Raw genomic sequence first — 18,815 nt, 5'->3', positions numbered from 1 at the left:
GCGTCGGCCATCCGCCGCCCGCACCCTTTTGATCACCCGTTGGTGGCGATCCATTCCTCAACCACCGGCGCGATGCGGTTGCGCCACTTCGACCCGTTGAAGATGCCGTAATGGCCGACATTCTCGGCCATCAGATACTTCTTCTTGTTGTCGGGCAGCGCCGTCGCCAGCGTCAACGCCGCCTTGGTCTGGCCCAGCCCGGAAATGTCGTCGCGTTCCCCCTCGATCGCCAGCAACGCGATGTCGGTGATCGCCGCCGGATCGACCGGACGACCACGATGCGTCATCTCGCCCTTGGGCAGGGCATGCGTCTGGAAGACCAGCTTCACCGTTTGCAGGTAGAATTCGGCGGTCATGTCGCACACCGCGCGATATTCGTCGTAGAAGTCCTTGGTCTGCTCCGCGCCCTGACCATCGCCCTGAACCAGATGCTTGAACATCTCCCAATGGCTGATCATGTGGTTGCCCAGATTCATCGACATGAACCCGGCGAGTTGCAGAAAACCCGGATAGACGCGGCGGCCGGCGCCGGGATAGGTCATCGGCACCGTGGCGATGGCATTCTGTTCGAACCAGGCGTGCGGCCGCTCGGTCGCCAGCGTATTGACGGCAGTCGGCGCCTCGCGCGTATCGACCGGGCCGCCCATCATCGTCAGCGACTTCGGCCGGCACGGATGCCCATCCGCGCTCATCAGCGCCGCCGCGGCATAGCTGGGCACGGAGGGCTGGCACACCGCCAGCATGTGCGCGCCCGGCCCGATCGCTTCCAGAAAGGCGATCAGATAATCGATATAATCGTCCAGATCGAACCGCCCGGCGGACACCGGCACCAGCCGCGCATCGCGCCAGTCGGTGATATAAACCTCGCATGACGGCAGCATCCGCTCGACGGTGCCGCGCAACAGCGTCGCATAATGCCCCGACATCGGCGCCACGATCAGCAGCTTGGGGCTGTTCTCCACGCCCTCGCGCCGGAACCGCTTCAACTGCCCGAACGGCAGGCGGGTCACGATCTCCTCGGTCACCGCCACCTCGCGACCGTCGATCGTCGTGTGCGTCAATCCGAAGGCCGGCTTTCCGCGAGTCGCGGACGCATGGGCGAACACCTCCAGCGCCGATCCGATAATCGCACCGCCGCCGAAATAAGCGAAGGGATTGGCGGGGTTCTGCAACAGGCCGGCCCCGAAATTGGCCAGCGCGCTTGCACCCGCCATCATCGAACGGTGCATTTCATAGGCGTCGTACAGCATTCGCGATCCTCACTCCCCAAATGGGGTTAGGCCCTGTTTATCACGAAGTGGTCGCCGAATGATGACCAATATATGGCGTCTTCGTCATGTCGGGGCGTTTCGTTCCGCCATCGGATTGATCCCTCAACGCACGAACCCGCCCGTTCGATGCGACGCCCGCACTGTGCCGATCGACCCGCCCCCCGTTGAGCGGCCTGCCCCACACTGCTAGGCGCTTGTCGCATGGCTCGTTCCGCCGCTACTCCGCCCCGCCGTCTCGGCAGCCTGTCGATGGTCTGGACCTTCGCCTCGCGCTATCCGCTGCAGATCGCGATCGCCGCGCTGTCGCTGCTCACCGCGGCGGCAGCGACGCTGTTCATCCCGCGCACCTTTCAGAAGGTGGTCGACAACGGTTTCGCCGCCGGTGCCGACAAGAGCGATGTCGCACCCTATTTCCAGGGGCTGCTGCTCGTCGTGCTGGTGCTGGCGGTGGCGACCGCGGTGCGCTTCTACTTCGTGTCGTGGCTGGGCGAGCGTACCGTTGCCGACATCCGCGCCGCCGTGCACCGCAACCTCCTGCGCCTCGCACCCCGCTATTTCGAGGAAAACCGTCCGTCGGAGATCGCCAGCCGGCTGACCGCCGATACCGCGATCATCGAACAGGTGGTCGGCTCCACCGTGTCGGTGGCACTGCGCAACATGGTGATCGGTGCGGGCGGCCTGATCTACCTGTTCGCGCTTGCCCCCAAGCTGGCGGCGGCGCTGCTGCTCAGCCTGCCGGTCATCATCCTGCCCATCGTCCTGCTCGGCAAGCGGGTGCGCAATTATTCGCGCGACAGCCAGGACCGGCTTGCTGATATCGGTGCGATCGCGGTGGAAACGCTGGGCGCGATGAAGGTGGTGCAGGCGTTCGGCCAGGAAGCCCGCGAGGCCGACCGGTTCGAGGGTGCGGTGTCGCGCGGCTTCGCGGCCTCACGCCGTCGCTTTGCGCTGCGTGCGGTGATGACCGCGCTGGTCATCGGGCTGATCTTCACCGGCATCACCCTGATCCTGTGGGATGCCGTCGCCGACGTCGCCACCGGGGATCTGTCGGGCGGTGCGCTGACCGCGTTCGTCATCACCGGGATCATCGTCACCGGCTCCTTCCAGGCGCTGACCGAGGTGTGGGGCGACCTGCTCCGCGCCGCCGGCGCCGCGCAGCGCCTGGCCGAACTTCTTGCCGAACAGCCCGAGATCGCCGCGCCCCCCGCCCCCGTCGTCCTGCCGATCACCACAATGGGCGCGCTTCGCTTCGAGGACGTCCGCTTTCATTACCCCACCCGCCCCGAGATTGCGGCGCTGAACGGCTTCTCGCTCGACATCCATCCCGGGGAAACCGTGGCGGTGGTCGGCCCCTCGGGCGCCGGCAAGTCGACGCTGTTCCAACTGGCGGAGCGCTTCTACGATCCCGATGCCGGGCGCGTGCTGATCGACGGCGTCGACCTGCGCGAGGCGGACCCGAATGCCATCCGCAACCGCATCGCGATGGTCCCGCAGGAGACGGTGATCTTCGGCGCCTCCGCCCGCGACAATCTACGCTACGGCCACTGGGCCGCCACCGACGAGGAATTGTGGGCCGCGGCCGAGGTCGCCAACGCCGCGGATTTCCTGCGCGCCCTGCCGGAAGGGCTCGACACCTTTCTGGGCGAAGGCGGCGCCCGCCTGTCGGGTGGCCAGCGCCAGCGCCTCACCATCGCCCGCGCGCTGCTGCGCGATGCGCCCATCCTGCTGCTGGACGAGGCGACCAGCGCGCTCGACGCGGAAAGCGAACGCCTGGTGCAACAGGCGCTGGAACGGCTGATGGAGGGGCGCACCACCCTCGTCATCGCGCACCGCCTCGCCACGATCCGTCAGGCCCAGCGCATCATCGTGATGGACGGTGGCCGCATCGTCGAGGAGGGGCGCCATGCCCAGCTCATCACCGAGGGCGGCCTTTACGCCCGCCTCGCCAGCCTCCAGTTCCACGAAGCCGCCTGAGCGATCGCCCGGGCGCCCCTTGCCCCGCCCGCCCGAACCGGCGATGGAGCCACCCGAAAAAAGGGAATCGCCATGTCCATCCTGTCCGACCGCTGGATTCGCGAAACGGCGCTCGCCGATCGCATGATCGAACCCTTTGTGGAGGGGCAGCGCCGCGACGGCTGCATCAGCTACGGCCTGTCCTCCTACGGCTATGACGCGCGCGTCGCCGACGAGTTCAAGATCTTCACCAATGTCGACAATGCCCTGGTCGATCCCAAGGACTTCGCATCGAACAGCTTCGTCGATCGCAAGACGGACGTGTGCATCATCCCGCCCAACAGCTTCGCGCTGGCGCGCACCGTGGAATATTTCCGGGTGCCGCGCGACGTGCTGGTCATCTGCCTCGGCAAGTCGACCTATGCGCGCTGCGGCATCATCGTGAACGTCACCCCGCTGGAGCCCGGCTGGGAGGGACATGTGACGCTGGAATTTTCCAACACCACGCCGCTTCCCGCCAAGATATATGCGAACGAAGGCGCGTGCCAGTTCCTCTTCCTGAAGGGGAACGAGCCCTGCGAGGTCAGCTATGCCGACCGCATGGGCAAATATATGGGCCAGCGCGGCGTGACCCTGCCCAAACTGTAAGGTACTCCTTACAGGGCGAAGCCCCCCCCGATCCCGCGGGATCATGACGCATGAAGGGCGCCGCTCCCCGCGGACAAGGCGGAGAAACGGCACCCCTGTCACTGGACGGACGCCCGCCCCCGGAACGCCCGGCGGCGTGTCAGCGCGAGGCCATCGTCGGCGCGAGCCGGTTCAACCCGGCCTGCGCCACGGCATGCGACGACACCACCGCGCCCGAGGGCATGTCCATCTGCACCACGTCGCGGCGCAGCACGTCGCTGTACAGCGACCGCGCCTCGCTGGCCCGGTTCGTCGCGGCATAGATCGCCGCCAGGTTCAACATCAGTTCCGGACGATCGGGAAAGATGCGGCGTTCGGCCTGCAACGTCCGCTCGGCGCCCGAAAGGTCGCCCGCCGCGATCTGCACATAGCCCGTCCGCTCACCGGCCAATGCCGGCACTGCCATCGTCATCCCCGCCACAATCATCGCCACCCGCGCCACTGCACGCATCGCAACCTCCTATGTTTCACTTTTATGACGCGAGAGTGTCACTTTCGTGACGGCGATGCAAGCACCTATGTCCGGTTCGGCCACGCTTCGTCGCACGGCGAACCGGCCGCAGATTTTGCCGTTCCAATCCAACGTTTTGATCCAGATCAGCATCGGATCGGTATGCTGTTTGTACGATACCGGACCCTTGCTCGGCTGGCCGCGTTACCGGTTCGGACTATACCCACAATGAGGGTTAACGCCGGAACGGCAGCGGCCGGGTTCCGTTCGTTCCCGCATGACTACACGTCCCATGATCCTGGTCGTCGAGGACCAGCCTCTTCTGCTCCTGCACTGCCGGCTGGCGTTCGAGGATGCAGGGTATGACGTCATCCAGGCGGACGACGCGGATACCGCCTTGGAGGCGCTGTCACGTCATCCCGGAATCCGCACAGTGTTCACCGACATCGCGATGCCGGGATCGCTCAACGGCCTCGATCTCGCGGCGCTGATCCAGGCGCGCTGGCCCGACATTTCGGTGCTGGTGACCTCCGGCGCGGTTTCACCCCCGCTCAGCACCATCCCGCCGGGCGTCCGGTTCCTGCCAAAGCCCTATACGGTGCGTCAGCTCATCGACGCGCTGGCCTCGCCGCCGCCCCGTGCCCCGGCGCAGGCGGCCGGCCCCGTTCATGACTGCACCGGCTCTCAGCCGGCCGCCGTCACCGCCACCGCCCCCGTCAGCTTGGCAGGTGCGCCGACCAGATACCCCTGAACCTGCGCGCACCCTTCGGCGCGCAGCATCCGCATCTGTTCCTCGGTTTCCACGCCCTCGGCGACCACCAGCATGTCCAGGCTGCGCCCCAGCCCGATGGTGGCGCGCACGATGGAGCGCGAGGCCCGGTCGTCGCGCATATTGGCGACGAAACTGCGATCGATCTTGATCTTGTTGAAGCCGAACTGTTGCAGGCTGCTGAGCGACGAGCAGCCGGTGCCGAAATCGTCCATGACGACGCCCACCCCGGCGGATTGCAACGCCCGCAGGTTGGCGACCACCACCTCGCGCTCGTCGATCACCACGCCCTCGGTCACTTCCACCTCGATCCGGTGCGCCGCGATCCGGTAGGCGCGCGCGAGACCGAGCAGCCGCGCCGCCAGCGCCGGGTCGCGCAGCTGTTCGGGCGACAGGTTCACCGCGATCCCCTGCGTCGCCGGCCATCCGGATGCGACCGCCAGCGCTTCTTCCAGGATCCAGTCGCCGATCTCGCCCATCAGGCCGTTTTCCTCGGCGACCGGCACGAACACCGCGGGTGACACCGCGCCCAGCGCCGGATGCGTCCACCGCGCCAGCGCCTCGTATCCGACGATCGCCCCCGTGGCGCAATTGGCGATCGGCTGGAACACGACATGCATCTGGCCGCGGTTCAGCGCGTCGCGCAGTTCATGCGCCATCCAGCGCCGCTGCCGCCGTTCCTCGTCCATGCCGCCATCGTAGAGCCGTGCACGGTTCCGCCCGTCCGCCTTGGCCCGGTACAGCGCGATATCGGCGCAACTGTACAGTTCGTCGCCCTGCGTCGCATGGAGCGGCGCCAGCGCGACGCCGATGCTGAACCGTGCGCTCGGCTCGGCGGTTTCGCCGGCCGCCAGCGCGAAGATGCGATCGACCAGCGCGGCGGCATCGATCGCGCCGCCCGGCAGCGGGTGGATGATCGCGAACTCGTCGCCCCCCATGCGCGCCACCGTGTCGGCCGAGCTCGACGCCGCGATCAGCACCGCCGCCATCCGCCGCAGCACGGCATCGCCCGCGGCATGGCCCAGCGTGTCGTTCACGCCCTTGAACCCGTCCAGATCGATCGCCAGCAACGCGCACGGCGCGCCGCCCGCCAGCGTCCGCGCCAGCCGCTCCTCGAACAACAGCCGGTTCGCCAGCCCGGTCAGCGGGTCATGATGCGCCAGGAACTCCACCTGCGCCTCGATCCGCCGCCGTTCCTCCATGGCGCGTCCCATGGTGACGAGGCCACGCGCCAGCATGCCCAGCTCGTCCTGACGATCGACGCCGGCCACCTGGTCGATCTGCTGCCCCGCGCTCAGCCGGCGAAGACTGCCGGCGAAGTGCACGATCGGCACCATCACCCGCCGCCGCAGCCAGACCGCCAGACCGATGGTGAACAACAGCGCGACCAACGCGGCGAACGCCGTGCTGATCACGCCGCGCCGCCCCAGCCACAGCGACTGCGCAGTCGCCTGCTGCAACGCTTCGACCAGGCTCTGGCGGGTGGCGGTGCGACTGCTCTCCAGCGTCTTCAGGGCATCCAGAAAGGCCGGCATCCCCGCCTTGACCGATGCACCGTCGCGTTCGGCGGCATCCAGCAATGCCGTCGCCTGCATGCCGAAGGCGCGCGCACCGGCACGGGTCCGGGCGATGCCGTCGCGCACGGCCGCCGGGCTTTCCGGCATCGCCGCCACCGCGGACAGGGCGTCGCCCGACGCAAAACGCCCGGCATCGTCGCGCAGTGCCTGCAAACGCTCCGGGTCCACCGCCTCGCCGCGCTCCACCGCACGGGTCGCATCGCCGATCGCCAGGCGCAGACGGCGCAACTCGGCATCCGCGGCGTCCTGCTCGCGAACCAGTTGGGCAAGCGAATCGATCCGCTGATCGGCCCGCAACACCTGAAGCTCGGTCGACAGTCCCATTCCCAGGATGCCGAAGAACAACAGCAGCAAACCGATGCAGGTCAGGGAAACTCGGGTCCCAAGAGACGGAAGGTACGAGCCGGACTGCATGTCACGCCGGACTATAGCGAAAAGATTAGGATTGATTAAAAATGATATGCATCGACGCGGCGAAAGGGTTCAAATTGCTCCAAAACCGCAGCAATAATCCTTTTTTGCCACGCCTCATCTCCGCGGCATCAGCACGCCGGGCCGCCCCAATGCTTCTTCGTACAGGGCGGCATAGCGCGCGATCATCACGCTTTCGTCGAACTCCGCCCGCGCCTTGGCCTGATTGGCCGCGCCGACCGTGCGGCGCAGGTTCGCATCGCGCATCAAAGCCTGAATGGCATCGCGCAGCCGCACCTCACCGCCATGTTCGGTGATGAACGGCCGGTTCTCCTCCGCCACCATCAACGGCACGTCGCCCACCGGCGGGCTCGCGATCGGCAGGCCCGCCGCCATCGCCTCCACCACCGAAATCGGGAACTGCTCGCTGCGCGACGACAGCGCCAGCAGGTCGAAGTGCCGGATGAAGCGCCATGGCCGGTCGATGAACCCGGGCATCAGCAACCGGTCGCCGATCCCCATCGCCAGCGCCGCCTGCGCGATCCGCGCCCGCTCCGGCCCTTCGCCGACGATCACCAGCCGGAACCGGCCCGATACCCCGCCCATCGCGCGCACCAGCGCGGTCAGGTCCTTCACGTCGCGCAAGCCCGCCAGCGCCCCGACGACGACCTCCCTGGGATCGCGCACGAACCCCGGAATGGCATCGGCTTCGGGCTCGCGGGCATAGGCCATGGTGGCGATGCCGTTATGGATGCGCCGCACCCGCTCGCGCGGCTGTTTCCAGGTCTGGAGCGCAATTCCCTCCAGCGCCTGCGACGGCACCACCAGCGCGCGCACCGCGCCCAGCGCCATGCGGCGGTACAGGTTGCGCTCCACCTTCAGCCCGCCGGCCTCGTCGGCGTTGAACCCGTCCTCGTGATGGATGATCGGCGGCATACCCCTGGCAAAGACGCGGGCCGCCATCGGCCCGTCGATCGCGCCCCAATTGTAACTCAGCACCAGGTCGAACCGGCGCATATAGGCGGCGATCGCCTCGTATCGCCGGACCGACGGCTTGCCGGTCAGCGGCGGCGCGTCCTGCGCGATCTCGTACCGGATCCCCTTGGCGATGGCGTCGCGCGCGTCCAGCTCGCCGGGCACGCCCGACACGATCACATGCCGCGCGGCATCGCCGAACGCGTTCATCAGGCGTACCGCGCGCGCCTCCTTGCCGCCCAGTGAGAAGGCGGAATGCAGGTGCAGGATGCGAACGGGGTTCGTCATGCCGCCACCCGCGCCAGCAGGCGTTCGATCGCGGCGACCGCGGGCGGCTCGGTCAGCGTCGGCGCATGCCCCACCTCCGGCACGGTCACCAGTTCCGCATCCGGCAGCGCGGCTGCCATCCGCTCCGCCACCCCGGCCGACAATATGTCCGACCGGCCGCCGCGCACCACCAGCACCGGCACCCCCGCCAGCGCCGCCAGCGCCTGCCACATGTCCGGCCCCGCCTCCGCCCCCGGCACCCGAAACGGCTCGGCGATCTTCAGGTCATAGTCCAGCACGATCCGCCCCGATCCGGTCAACCGGTACAGCCGCTTGGCCATGCCCAGCCAGTCGGAAATGTCCCAGCCGGGATAGCTGTCGCCGTGATTCTCCGCCACGCAGCGCGCGGCGTGCATCCAGGTCGGGAAGCTCGATGCGCGACCGACATAGCCGCGGATGCGCGCCAGCCCCGCCGCCTCGATCTCCGGCCCGATATCGTTCAGCACCGCGCCGGCGATCCGCCCCCGCTCCGGCCCTGCCATCAGCATCGTCACGATACCGCCCAGCGACGTCCCGATCGCCACGAACCGCCCGATCCCCGCCTCTGCCAACAACGCCTCGATATCCTGCACATAGGTCAGCGGCACATAGGACATCGGGTCCTTGGCATAGGCACTTTCGCCGCGCCCGCGCATGTCGACCGCGATGACCCGGCGACGGCCGGCGAAACGCTGCGCCACTCCCTCGAAATCGCGCGCGTTGCGGGTCAGGCCGGGCAGGCAGATCAGCGGCGGCAGCGCCGGATCGCCCGGATAGTCGCGCGCATGCAGGCGCAGGCCATCGTTCGACCACCAATATAAATTCTCATACGCCGTCATGCTTGCACCCCGCGCTTAGGCGTCACCATATCGCGGCATGCCCGTTTCCCCGCAAGCATATCGCCCCGAAACCGCAATCCTGACGCTCGGCCCTGCCTTTTACGATCCCGTGGAGGCTGCGAACTTTCCTCAAACGATCCTGCGCTTCCGCAACGACCGTGCCGCCGCGGAGGTCGGTCTGGACGGGCTGGACGATGCCGAATGGATCGCCCATTTCGGCCGCTTCGCGCCCCTGGCCGGCACGCTGCCGCAACCGCTGGCGCTGCGCTACCACGGTCATCAGTTCCGTTCCTACAATCCCGACATCGGCGATGGTCGCGGCTTCACCTTTGCACAGATGCGCGACGACCGGGGCCGCCTGATCGATCTCGGCACCAAGGGTTCGGGACAGACGCCCTATAGCCGCTTCGGCGACGGTCGCCTGACGCTGAAGGGCGGCGTCCGCGAAATCCTCGCGACCGAAATGCTGGAAGCGTTGAACGTGCCCACCTCGCGCACCCTGTCGCTGATCGAGACGGGCGAGGCGCTGGAACGTGGCGACGAGCCTTCGCCCACCCGCGGCGCCGTCCTTGTCCGGCAAAGCCACAGCCATGTCCGCATCGGCACCTTCCAGCGCCTTGCCTATGAACGCGACGAGGAGGCGATGCGCCGCCTCGTCCGTTATGTGCTGACGAACCTCTACGGCGAGGATGGCGACGATCCCGTCCGCCTGCTCACGCTGGTGGTGGAGCGTACCGCCACGCTGGCATCGCGCTACATGGCGGCGGGTTTCGTTCACGGCGTGCTCAATTCGGACAATATCAACGTCACCGGCGAGAGTTTCGATTACGGCCCGTGGCGCTTCGCGCCGACCTGGGACCCGCAGTTCACCGCCGCCTATTTCGACCATGCCGGCCTCTACGCCTTTGCCCGCCAGCCCGAGGCGATCCACTGGGACGTGATGCAACTGGCCGCCTCACTCCGCCTGATTGCCGAAAGCGATCCGCTGATCGCTGCGTTGCAGGGCTTTGCCGAGCGCTATCAGGTCGCCATCCGCGACGCCTTGCTCTGGCGCCTCGGCGTCCGCCCCCGCGGCGAGACCGAGGACCGCACGCTGGTCCAGACGCTGGAGCGTACCCTGCGCGCCACCGATGCGGGCATCGACCGCGTCTTCTTCGACGCTTTCGGCGGCCCGCTCCCCGACTCCTACGACGACGCATGGAACGACCTGCGCGCCGCCCTCCAGTGCTACACCCCCCGCAAACCCCGCACCCACCCCTATTGGCACCGTGAAGCACCCTGTTCGATGCTGATCGACGAGGTGGAGGCGATCTGGGCGCCGATCGACGCGGCGGACGACTGGAGCGCGCTGCATGCGAAGATCGCGGCGATCCGCGTGATGGGGGAGGCGCTCGCCTGAGCCGCCCGGCGCCGTGCCACGCAATCTTGCCCCCCATCCCCCGATCCCCTACCGATACGCGCAACAAGAGGGGCAGGAATGGCCGAAGAGTTGATCTCCTTCGAACCCGCAACGGGGACGGAACTGGCGCGGTTCGCGGTCGGCACCGCGGACGTGGAGGTTGCCGCCGCGCGGGAGGCCTGGGCCGGCTGGGCCGCCCGCCCGCTCGCCTTCCGGATCGAGACGATGCGCCGCTTCGCCAATGTCGTGCGCGCCAAATCGGACGCCTTTACCGACCTGATCGCCCGCGAAACCGGCAAGCCGCTGTGGGAAGCGCGCACCGAGGTGGACTCGGTCGTCGCCAAGGTCGATATCTCGGTGTCCGCCTATGCGGATCGCACGTCGCAGCGCCGGATGGAACAGCCGATGGGCGCGCGCATCGCGGTCCGCCACAAGCCGCACGGCGTGCTGGCGGTACTGGGCCCCTATAACTTTCCAGCGCACCTCCCCAACGGCCACATCGTTCCCGCGCTGATCGCGGGCAATGCGGTGGTGTTCAAGCCGTCGGAGAAGACGCCGGGGGTCGGCGCCTTCATGGTCGACTGCTACCGCGAGGCCGGTGTGCCCGCAGGCTGCATCCGCCTGCTGATCGGCGGCCCGGCGGAGGGCAAGGCGCTGGCCGAACATGCCGGGATCGACGGGCTGCTCTTCACCGGCTCGGCGCGCACCGGCCTCGCCCTCAACCGCCTGTTCGCCGACCGCCCCGAAAAGATCCTCGCGCTGGAAATGGGCGGCAACAACCCGATCGTGGTGTGGGACACGCCGGACCTGCACAGCGCCGCGGTGCTGGTCATCCAGTCCGCCTTCACCACCGCCGGCCAGCGCTGCACCGCCGCGCGCCGCCTGATCGTGGAAAGCCGCCTGTACGACCCGCTAATCGAGACGCTGTGCGGCCTTGTCCGGCGCCTGATCGTCGGCGCGCCGCATGACCAGCCTGCCCCCTTCATGGGTCCGGTCATCGACAATGACGTCGCCGACCAGTTGGGCGAAAGCTTTCTTGCGCTGCTGATGCGCGGCGGCCGCCCGATCCGTCACCTCGAACGCCCCGATCCGGCCCGCCCCTTCCTGTCGCCCGCGATTATCGACGTGACCGGCATGGCGGAGCGGCCCGACATCGAACTGTTCGGCCCCATCCTGCAGGTCAGCCGGGTCGACGATTTCGACGCGGCGATCGCGGAGGCGAACGCCACCCGCTACGGCCTCTCCGCCTCCCTGGTCAGCCAGACCCCCGGCCTCTACGACCGCTTCTGGGCCAACATCCGCGCCGGCATCGTCAACTGGAACAAACCCACCAACGGCGCGGCCTCCAACGCGCCGTTCGGGGGCGTCGGCTGGTCGGGCAATCACCGCCCCAGCGCCTATTACGCCGCGGACTATTGCGCCTATCCGGTGGTCAGCAGCGAAGCCGACTCGGCCCGCGCGAGCCTTGGCGTCGGCCTGCGCGATGCGTAACAAGTTGCGCTAAGGCCTGCCAAAGCATCGGTGCATTGCCGCGCCGCCCATGTCGCGCCACATGGACGATCATGGCTACGCTTCTCGATCCGACCGCGCGGGGACGCGTGATCCTGGTAGGCGCCGGACCCGGCGATCCCGGCCTGCTCACCGTGCGCGCGGTGGAGGCGCTGAAATCCGCGGATGTCGTCGTCCATGACGGGCTGATCGATCCCCGCGTGCTCGACATCGCACCGGCCGGGGCCAGCCGCATCTCGGTCGCCAAGCGCCGCGCCCGCCACACCCTGCCGCAAGAGGCGATCAACGCGCTGATCGTCGCGCACGTGAAGACCGGCGCGATCGTCGTCCGGCTGAAGGGCGGCGACCCGTTCATCTTCGGCCGCGGCGGCGAGGAGGTGGAGGCGGTGCGCGCCGCCGGCCTGACCGTCGAGGTCATTCCCGGCGTATCGGCCGCGCTCGGCTGCGCCGCGGAGGCGATGCTGCCGCTCACCCACCGCGATCACAGCTCGGCGGTGACCTTTGTCGCCGGCCAGTGCAAGGGGCTGACCGATCAGGACTGGTCGGGCCTTGCCGGCCAGGGCCGCACGCTCGTCATCTATATGGGCGTGGCGACCGCGGACGCGATCGCCGACAAGCTGATCGCCGATGGCGTCGCGCCCGACATGCCCGTCGCGGTGCTCGAAAAGGGCACGCTGGAGGGTCACCGCGCGCTGAAGACGCTGCTCGCCGATCTGGGCGCCATGGTCGGCCGCGAGAATGTGCAAAGCCCCGCGATCATCGTCGTCGGCGAGGTCGTGGAACTCTCCGATGCACAGGACCGGCTTGCCGGATGGGCGCGGGTGGCCGAAGGACTGTCGGCATGAAGCTGTTGACCGGAAACGATCTCGCCTCGGGCGATGTGGTGTGGTGGACCGGCGAAAGCTGGTCGCGCCATGTCGAGGATGCGGTGGACGTCGGCACCGGTGGCGAGGCGATCCTGCAGGCGGAGGAAGGCGCGCGCCGCGTCAACGTCCCCTATCTGATCGATGCAGAGGCAGGCCCCGACGGCCCCCGCCCCGCGCATATCAAGGACCGTATCCGCGCGCTCGGCCCCACCGTGCGCCCCGACCTGACGCTGAAACCCGCCGATCCGCAGGCGGGAAGCTGGGTGATCTGATGTACCAGTATGACGAATACGACCAGTCCATCGTCGACGCCCGCGTCGAGGAATTTCGCGACCAGGTAGAGCGTCGCCTGTCCGGCGCGATGACCGAGGATCAGTTCAAGCCGCTGCGGCTGATGAACGGCCTCTATCTGCAACTCCACGCCTATATGCTGCGCATCGCGGTACCCTATGGCACGCTGGACGCGCGCCAGATGCGCATGCTCGGCCACATCGCGCGGAAATATGACCGCGGCTACGGCCACTTCACCACGCGCCAGAACATCCAGTTCAACTGGATCAAGCTGGCCGACGCACCCGATATCCTGGCCGAGCTGGCGACGGTGCAGATGCATGCCATCCAGACGAGCGGCAACTGCATCCGCAACATCTCGTCCGACCAGTTCGCCGGCGCCGCCGCCGACGAGGTGACCGATCCGCGTCCCTGGGCGGAGCTGATCCGCCAATGGTCGACCTTCCATCCGGAATTCACCTACCTGCCGCGCAAGTTCAAGATCGCGGTGATCGCGGCGGACGAGGATCGTGCGGCAATGCGCCTGCACGATATCGGCATCCAGTTGCTGGAGCGGGACGGCCAGCTGGGCGCGAAGATCTTCGTCGGCGGCGGCATGGGCCGCACCCCGATGATCGCGCACGAGGTAAACGACTTCATCACCGCCGACCATCTGATGAGCTATCTGGAGGCCTGCCTGCGGGTCTACAATCGCTATGGCCGGCGCGACAACATCTACAAGGCGCGGATCAAGATCCTGCTGCACGAGATCGGCCCGGACGAGTATCGCCGTCAGGTCGAGGAAGAGTTCGCCCAGATCCGCGACCTCGGCATCGACCCGCCGGTCGCCGAGCTGGAACGTATCTCGGCGATGTTCGCCGCGCCCGCCTTCGCCGCCGACGCGCCCGATATGGTGGATCGCAGCGATCCGGATTTCGCCGTCTGGCTCGACCAGAACGTATCCGCGCACAAGCAGCCCGGCCACGCCGTCGTCACGATCAGCCTGAAGCCGATCGGCGGCATTCCCGGCGATGCGTCCGCCGACCAGATCGACCTGATGGCCGACCTGGCCGAACGCTACAGCTTCGACGAACTGCGCGTCACCCATGCGCAGAACATCGTGCTGCCGCATGTCCGCAAGGCCGACCTGCACGCCATCTGGCAGCAGCTTCGCGATGCCGGACTGGCCGAGGCCAATCTCGACCTCATTTCCGACATCATCGCCTGCCCCGGGCTCGATTATTGCAGCCTGGCCAACGCCCGCTCGATCCCCCTGGCGCAGAAGATCGGCGTGCGCTTCTCCGGCCGCGAGCGCGAACTGGGCGAATTGAAGCTCAAGATCTCGGGCTGCATCAACGCGTGCGGCCACCATCATGCCGGTCACATCGGCATCCTCGGCGTCGACAAGAAGGGCACCGAGAATTACCAGCTGCTGCTCGGTGGTTCGGGCGCGGAGGACGTGTCGCTCGGCAAGATCACCGGTCCCGGTTTCGACGAGGACGGCGTGGTCGATGCGATCGAGCGCGTCACCGACCGCTACATCGCGGTGCGCGAAGAGGGCGAGCGTTTCCTCGACACCTATCGCCGCGTCGGCATGCAGCCCTTCAAGGAAGCGATCTATGGCTGATCTGGCCGGCAACACCGACGCGCTGCTGCGCTTCCGCGACGACGAGCCGCATGACGAGCCCGCCGTCACGCTCGACGCGTTCGCCAGCCAGACCAACGCCACCGCGGTCCGGCTGGAAGCGGGCGACGATGCGCGCGTCCTGATCCCCCATCTCGGCCAGATCGCGCTGGTAGAGGTCAGCTTCCCCACCTATCGCGACGGTCGCGGCTATTCCGCCGCACGGATCCTGCGCGAAGCGGGCTATGAGGGCGAATTGCGCGCCGCCGGCGACGTGCTGGTCGATCAACTGCCCCACATGCGCCGCTGCGGGTTCGACAGCTTCGCGCCCGAGACGCCGATCGATGCCGCGGTGCTGGAACGCAGCCTGTCGCGTTATCCCACGCCCTATCAGGCCGCTGCCGATGCGCGCGTGCCCGTGTGGAAGCTGCGCCATGGCTGAAGCCGCCCGCACGATCGACGCGATCGATACCGCACCGGCCTTCACGCCCGCCGACGCCGCCCGGATGCAGGCGCGCTTTGCCGGCGTGCCCGCGCCAGCGATGCTGGCCGAGCTGCTGACCGGCGAACTGGCCGGGCGGGTCGCGGCGGTGTCGTCCTTCGGTGCGGAGTCGGCGGTGCTGCTCCACATGGTCGCCGCGGTCGATCCGGGCATTCCCGTACTCTTCACCAACACGCAAAAGATGTTCGGGGAGACGCTTGCCTATCGCGACATGCTGGTCGAGCATCTGGGGCTGACCGCGCTGCGCGTCTTTCGCCCCGATCCGCATCTGCTCGCCATCAAGGACCGCGAGGGCATTCGCCACGGCTATGACCCCGATGGCTGCTGCGACCTGCGCAAGGTCGAGCCGCTGGCTCGCGCGCTCGCCCCCTTCGACGCCTGGATTTCGGGCCGCAAGGGTTTTCAGGCCGGCACCCGCACCGCCCTGCCCCGCTTCGAAGCGGATGGCGGGCGCCTGAAGATCAACCCGCTCGCCAACTGGGCGAAGGCCGATCTCGACGCCTATTTCGCGATCCATGCGCTGCCCCGCCATCCGCTCGAAGCGCAGGGCTATCTGTCGATCGGTTGCGCGCCCTGCACCAGTCCGGTGAAGCCCGGCGAAGACGCCCGAGCCGGCCGCTGGCGCGGCATGGGCAAGGTGGAATGCGGCATCCACCAGCCGGTGAGCGAACTCTCGCCACGCTGACTTGTGGCCGTCACAGGACGGATGCAGACTGGCGGTATGAGAGGATCGATCATGCTCGCCGCCGCACTGGCGGCGCATCCCGTCGGCGCGGCGGCGCCCTTCGACGTGCCACCTGCGCCAGACGGTGATCGCCCGCTTGTCGCCTGGATGCCCGGAACGGTGCAGTGCGATGGCGCCGTGGTCGGCCCCGTGACGATGCGACGCCCCTTGACCCGTCTTGGCTGGAGCGGATCGATGCCGCAGATCGCCAGCCTCGCCGTCTCGTTCGACATCGACCAGGCAGGCCGTCCGCTGTCGATCCGGCGGGTGTCCCCGGAATTTCGCCCGTTTTCAGAAGATGTCTTGCCCTCACTCGCCGCCAGCCGCTTTCCGGCGGGCGACGCCCGCGCAGGATGCCGGATCACCTATACGCACCGAATGACCGCGATGACGGATACGCCGGTGGAAGACCTGGTCTCCTACTCGCTGTACCGTCCCGATGGCGCGCTGCCTTGGTCTGGCTGGAACCGCATCTTCACCATGAACGGCAACTGCGCAGACAGGCCGCTCCCGCCACCTCTGGTGCAGGTCTATCCCGATTTTCAGAAGATTCCGGCGACACCGGGATCGCGCGACTGGTCGATGGTGACCTATGACCAGAACGCACGCGGCCGGACGCGAAACGTCCGCACGCTCTACAGCACCGGCAACGCCGCCCTGGATGCGGCAAGCGTCAAAGCGATGCGCGCATCCCGTCATAGCGGCGGCGCGCGTGCAGGCTGCGTGTATCCCTATTGGCGCGCGCCGATGCGGCTGGCGGCGCCCCCCTCACCCGACACCAAGTCGCTTCGCCCGACAACGAGCAACTGCGACGCAAGCGACGACACGTACGCGACACAGCCACGGCTGACCTATCCCGAAGCCTATAGCAAGCGATCGATCGAGGGATGGGCGATCGTCGCCTTCGATGTCGCGCCCTGGGGCGAACTCGGCAATCTGCGCGTGCTGGCCAGCCAGCCCAGCGAGGATTTCGGTCAACAGGCGCTTCAGGTCCTGCGATCGGCACGAAAGGCGCCGTCGCAGGCCGGGCGCGTCGGTTGCGTGGACAAGGTCGTCTTCCGCATGGGGCCGACCGACGAAGAGGCATCCGCTCTTTAAGGGCGGCTGCCTCTGTCTCCCTGCGCCCTCAATACCCCGCGTAGTCGGTAAAGCGGGTGATCGTCGGATCGAACTTCAGCACCACCTTGCCGGTCGCACCGTGGCGCTGCTTGGCGACGATCAGCTCGGCCAGACCGTACACCCGCTCCACCTCGCTCGCCCAGCGCGAATGGTCCTCGAACACCTTGCCGTCATCGCCCTCCATCGGTCGCTTCGGCTCGCGCTGCATCATGTAATAATCCTCGCGAAACACGAACCACACCATGTCCGCGTCCTGCTCGATCGATCCCGATTCGCGCAGGTCCGACAGCATCGGCCGCTTGTCCTCGCGCTGCTCCACCGCGCGGCTGAGCTGCGACAGGGCCAGCACCGGCACGTTCATGTCCTTGGCCAGCGTCTTCAGGCCGCGTGAGATTTCGGAGATTTCCTGCACGCGGTTGTTCTCGGACGATTTGCCCGATCCGCTGAGCAACTGAAGATAGTCGACCACCACCAGGCCGATCTGGTTGTTGTGCCGCCGCTGCAACCGGCGGACGCGGGTGTGCAGGGCGGAGATCGACAGGCCGCCGGTATCGTCGATGAACAGCGGCAACTGCTCCAGCTCCGCCGCGGCGGCCGCCAGCTGCGCGAACTCGCTGCGGCTGATCTTGCCCATGCGCAGCGATTCGGAACTGATCCCGGACTGTTCGGCCAGGATACGCGTCGCCAACTGGTCGGCCGACATTTCCAGGCTGAAGAAGGCGACCTTGGCGCCCACCGACTCGGCCGGCGGAATACCGTCCTGCATGTCGCGCATCCAACGGCGGGCGGCGTTGAACGCGATGTTGGTCGCCAGCGAGGTCTTGCCCATGCCCGGGCGGCCGGCAAGGATCATCAGATCCGAATGATGCATGCCGCCGATCTTGGCGTTGACCGAGTCGAGACCCGTGGTGATGCCCGAGACATGCCCGCCGGAATTCAGCGCGCGTTCCGCCATCTTCACTGCGATCGTCGTCGCCTGCGCGAACGTCTTGGTCGCTCCCTCGGCCCCCCCGTCGGCCGCCACCTTGTACAGCTCGTTCTCCGCCAGCTCGATCTGCGCGCGCGGGTTCACCTCCTCCGACGTATCCATCGCCCGGTCGACCAGCGTGCGGCCCACCTGCACCAGCGAACGCAGCATCGCCAGATCATAGATCTGCGTAGCGAACTGCCGCGCCCCGATCAGGCCGGCGCCCGATCCGGTGAGGCTGGCCAGATAGGCCGGGCCGCCCAGTTCCTTCATGCCCTCATCGGCGTCGAACATCGGGCGCAGCGTGACGGGGGTCGCCAGCATGTCGTTGCTGCGCAGCGTCTTGATCGCCGCAAAGATGCGGCCGTGGACCGGCTCGAAGAAGTGGATGGGCTCCAGCCGGTCGACCAGGTCGTCCGCCAGCCGGTTGTCGATCATCATCGCGCCGAGCATCGCGGCCTCGGCCTCGACGTTGCGGGGGAGCTGCTGCGGTTCGGCAGCGGCGGCAGGGGTCGGGAATGCAAGGGTGGCCATATCCGCCCGTTAGACCCGGCAGCCCGCGCCACTCAAGCGAGATTGCGGCGAATGGCCGCGAT

At 67.6% G+C, this 18,815-nt stretch carries 17 protein-coding genes; 11 read left to right on the top strand and 6 right to left on the bottom strand.

Annotation, left to right across the window (positions count from 1 at the left end; translation table 11 throughout):
* Positions 1-32: 32 nt before the first annotated feature.
* Positions 33-1,250, bottom strand: coding sequence for a polyhydroxyalkanoate depolymerase (gene phaZ, locus NPJ82_RS04350; RefSeq protein ID WP_342658459.1), 1,218 nt, complete (start codon positions 1,248-1,250; stop codon positions 33-35).
* A gap of 222 nt (positions 1,251-1,472) precedes the next feature.
* Here phaZ and NPJ82_RS04345 point away from each other — a divergent pair, with 222 nt between their 5' ends.
* Positions 1,473-3,245 (top strand): ABC transporter transmembrane domain-containing protein, encoded by a 1,773-nt coding sequence (locus NPJ82_RS04345; protein WP_112382180.1) that lies wholly within the window; start codon positions 1,473-1,475, stop codon positions 3,243-3,245.
* Between the two features lie 72 nt (positions 3,246-3,317).
* Entirely contained in the window at positions 3,318-3,872 is a 555-nt protein-coding gene (gene dcd / locus NPJ82_RS04340; protein ID WP_112382179.1) for a dCTP deaminase, read from the top strand.
* Positions 3,873-4,011: 139 nt separating this feature from the next.
* Here the strand turns inward: dcd and NPJ82_RS04335 are convergent, their stop codons facing one another.
* Positions 4,012-4,362: a tetratricopeptide repeat protein gene (locus NPJ82_RS04335; RefSeq protein ID WP_235903985.1), complete on the bottom strand. Its 351-nt coding sequence runs from the start codon at positions 4,360-4,362 to the stop codon at positions 4,012-4,014.
* A gap of 277 nt (positions 4,363-4,639) precedes the next feature.
* On the opposite strand from NPJ82_RS04335, the gene NPJ82_RS04330 reads away from it, so the two are divergent.
* Positions 4,640-5,113 (top strand): response regulator, encoded by a 474-nt coding sequence (locus NPJ82_RS04330; protein WP_112382178.1) that lies wholly within the window; start codon positions 4,640-4,642, stop codon positions 5,111-5,113.
* On the opposite strand, the gene NPJ82_RS04325 is transcribed toward NPJ82_RS04330, so the two are convergent.
* From NPJ82_RS04325 to NPJ82_RS04315, 3 genes are all read right to left on the bottom strand, one after another.
* A complete protein-coding gene (locus NPJ82_RS04325) occupies positions 5,047-7,062 on the bottom strand; it encodes an EAL domain-containing protein (RefSeq protein ID WP_267349345.1) in 2,016 nt (671 codons plus the stop codon). The two genes, NPJ82_RS04330 and NPJ82_RS04325, sit on opposite strands and share 67 nt — an antisense overlap.
* A gap of 174 nt (positions 7,063-7,236) precedes the next feature.
* Positions 7,237-8,382 carry a glycosyltransferase gene (locus NPJ82_RS04320; protein ID WP_342658458.1) on the bottom strand — a complete coding sequence of 382 codons (1,146 nt, stop codon included), beginning with the start codon at positions 8,380-8,382 and terminating at the stop codon, positions 7,237-7,239.
* Positions 8,379-9,239, bottom strand: a complete 861-nt coding sequence (locus tag NPJ82_RS04315; protein ID WP_149682068.1) for an alpha/beta hydrolase — start codon at positions 9,237-9,239, stop codon at positions 8,379-8,381. Before NPJ82_RS04315 ends, NPJ82_RS04320 begins: the two co-directional genes overlap by 4 nt.
* A 37-nt stretch (positions 9,240-9,276) precedes the next feature.
* On the opposite strand from NPJ82_RS04315, the gene NPJ82_RS04310 reads away from it, so the two are divergent.
* From NPJ82_RS04310 to NPJ82_RS04275, 8 genes are all read left to right on the top strand, one after another.
* Positions 9,277-10,638: a YdiU family protein gene (locus NPJ82_RS04310; RefSeq protein WP_342658457.1), complete on the top strand. Its 1,362-nt coding sequence runs from the start codon at positions 9,277-9,279 to the stop codon at positions 10,636-10,638.
* A gap of 78 nt (positions 10,639-10,716) precedes the next feature.
* Positions 10,717-12,129 carry a succinylglutamate-semialdehyde dehydrogenase gene (astD, locus tag NPJ82_RS04305; RefSeq protein WP_342658456.1) on the top strand — a complete coding sequence of 471 codons (1,413 nt, stop codon included), beginning with the start codon at positions 10,717-10,719 and terminating at the stop codon, positions 12,127-12,129.
* A 71-nt stretch (positions 12,130-12,200) separates the two neighbouring features.
* Positions 12,201-12,992 carry a uroporphyrinogen-III C-methyltransferase gene (gene cobA / locus NPJ82_RS04300; RefSeq protein WP_342658455.1) on the top strand — a complete coding sequence of 264 codons (792 nt, stop codon included), beginning with the start codon at positions 12,201-12,203 and terminating at the stop codon, positions 12,990-12,992.
* Positions 12,989-13,285: a DUF2849 domain-containing protein gene (locus tag NPJ82_RS04295; RefSeq protein WP_112382171.1), complete on the top strand. Its 297-nt coding sequence runs from the start codon at positions 12,989-12,991 to the stop codon at positions 13,283-13,285. Before cobA ends, NPJ82_RS04295 begins: the two co-directional genes overlap by 4 nt.
* Positions 13,285-14,910 (top strand): nitrite/sulfite reductase, encoded by a 1,626-nt coding sequence (locus tag NPJ82_RS04290; protein ID WP_342658454.1) that lies wholly within the window; start codon positions 13,285-13,287, stop codon positions 14,908-14,910. The genes NPJ82_RS04295 and NPJ82_RS04290 overlap by 1 nt, the downstream gene beginning before the upstream one ends.
* A complete protein-coding gene (locus tag NPJ82_RS04285) occupies positions 14,903-15,349 on the top strand; it encodes a DUF934 domain-containing protein (protein ID WP_342658453.1) in 447 nt (148 codons plus the stop codon). The genes NPJ82_RS04290 and NPJ82_RS04285 overlap by 8 nt, the downstream gene beginning before the upstream one ends.
* Positions 15,342-16,094: a phosphoadenylyl-sulfate reductase gene (locus tag NPJ82_RS04280; RefSeq protein WP_342658452.1), complete on the top strand. Its 753-nt coding sequence runs from the start codon at positions 15,342-15,344 to the stop codon at positions 16,092-16,094. Before NPJ82_RS04285 ends, NPJ82_RS04280 begins: the two co-directional genes overlap by 8 nt.
* Positions 16,095-16,130: 36 nt before the next feature.
* Positions 16,131-17,231 (top strand): TonB family protein, encoded by a 1,101-nt coding sequence (locus NPJ82_RS04275; RefSeq protein ID WP_342658451.1) that lies wholly within the window; start codon positions 16,131-16,133, stop codon positions 17,229-17,231.
* A 28-nt stretch (positions 17,232-17,259) separates the two neighbouring features.
* Here the strand turns inward: NPJ82_RS04275 and NPJ82_RS04270 are convergent, their stop codons facing one another.
* The gene (locus tag NPJ82_RS04270; protein ID WP_112382166.1) at positions 17,260-18,753 is read right to left on the bottom strand and encodes a replicative DNA helicase; all 1,494 of its coding nucleotides are present in this window, start codon (positions 18,751-18,753) and stop codon (positions 17,260-17,262) included.
* Positions 18,754-18,815 lie beyond the last annotated feature (62 nt).

Origin of the sequence: Sphingomonas sp. NY01 (assembly GCF_038809135.1) — a bacterium.
GTDB lineage: Bacteria > Pseudomonadota > Alphaproteobacteria > Sphingomonadales > Sphingomonadaceae > Sphingomonas > Sphingomonas carotinifaciens.
This window is presented reverse-complemented; position numbering and strand designations above follow the sequence as displayed.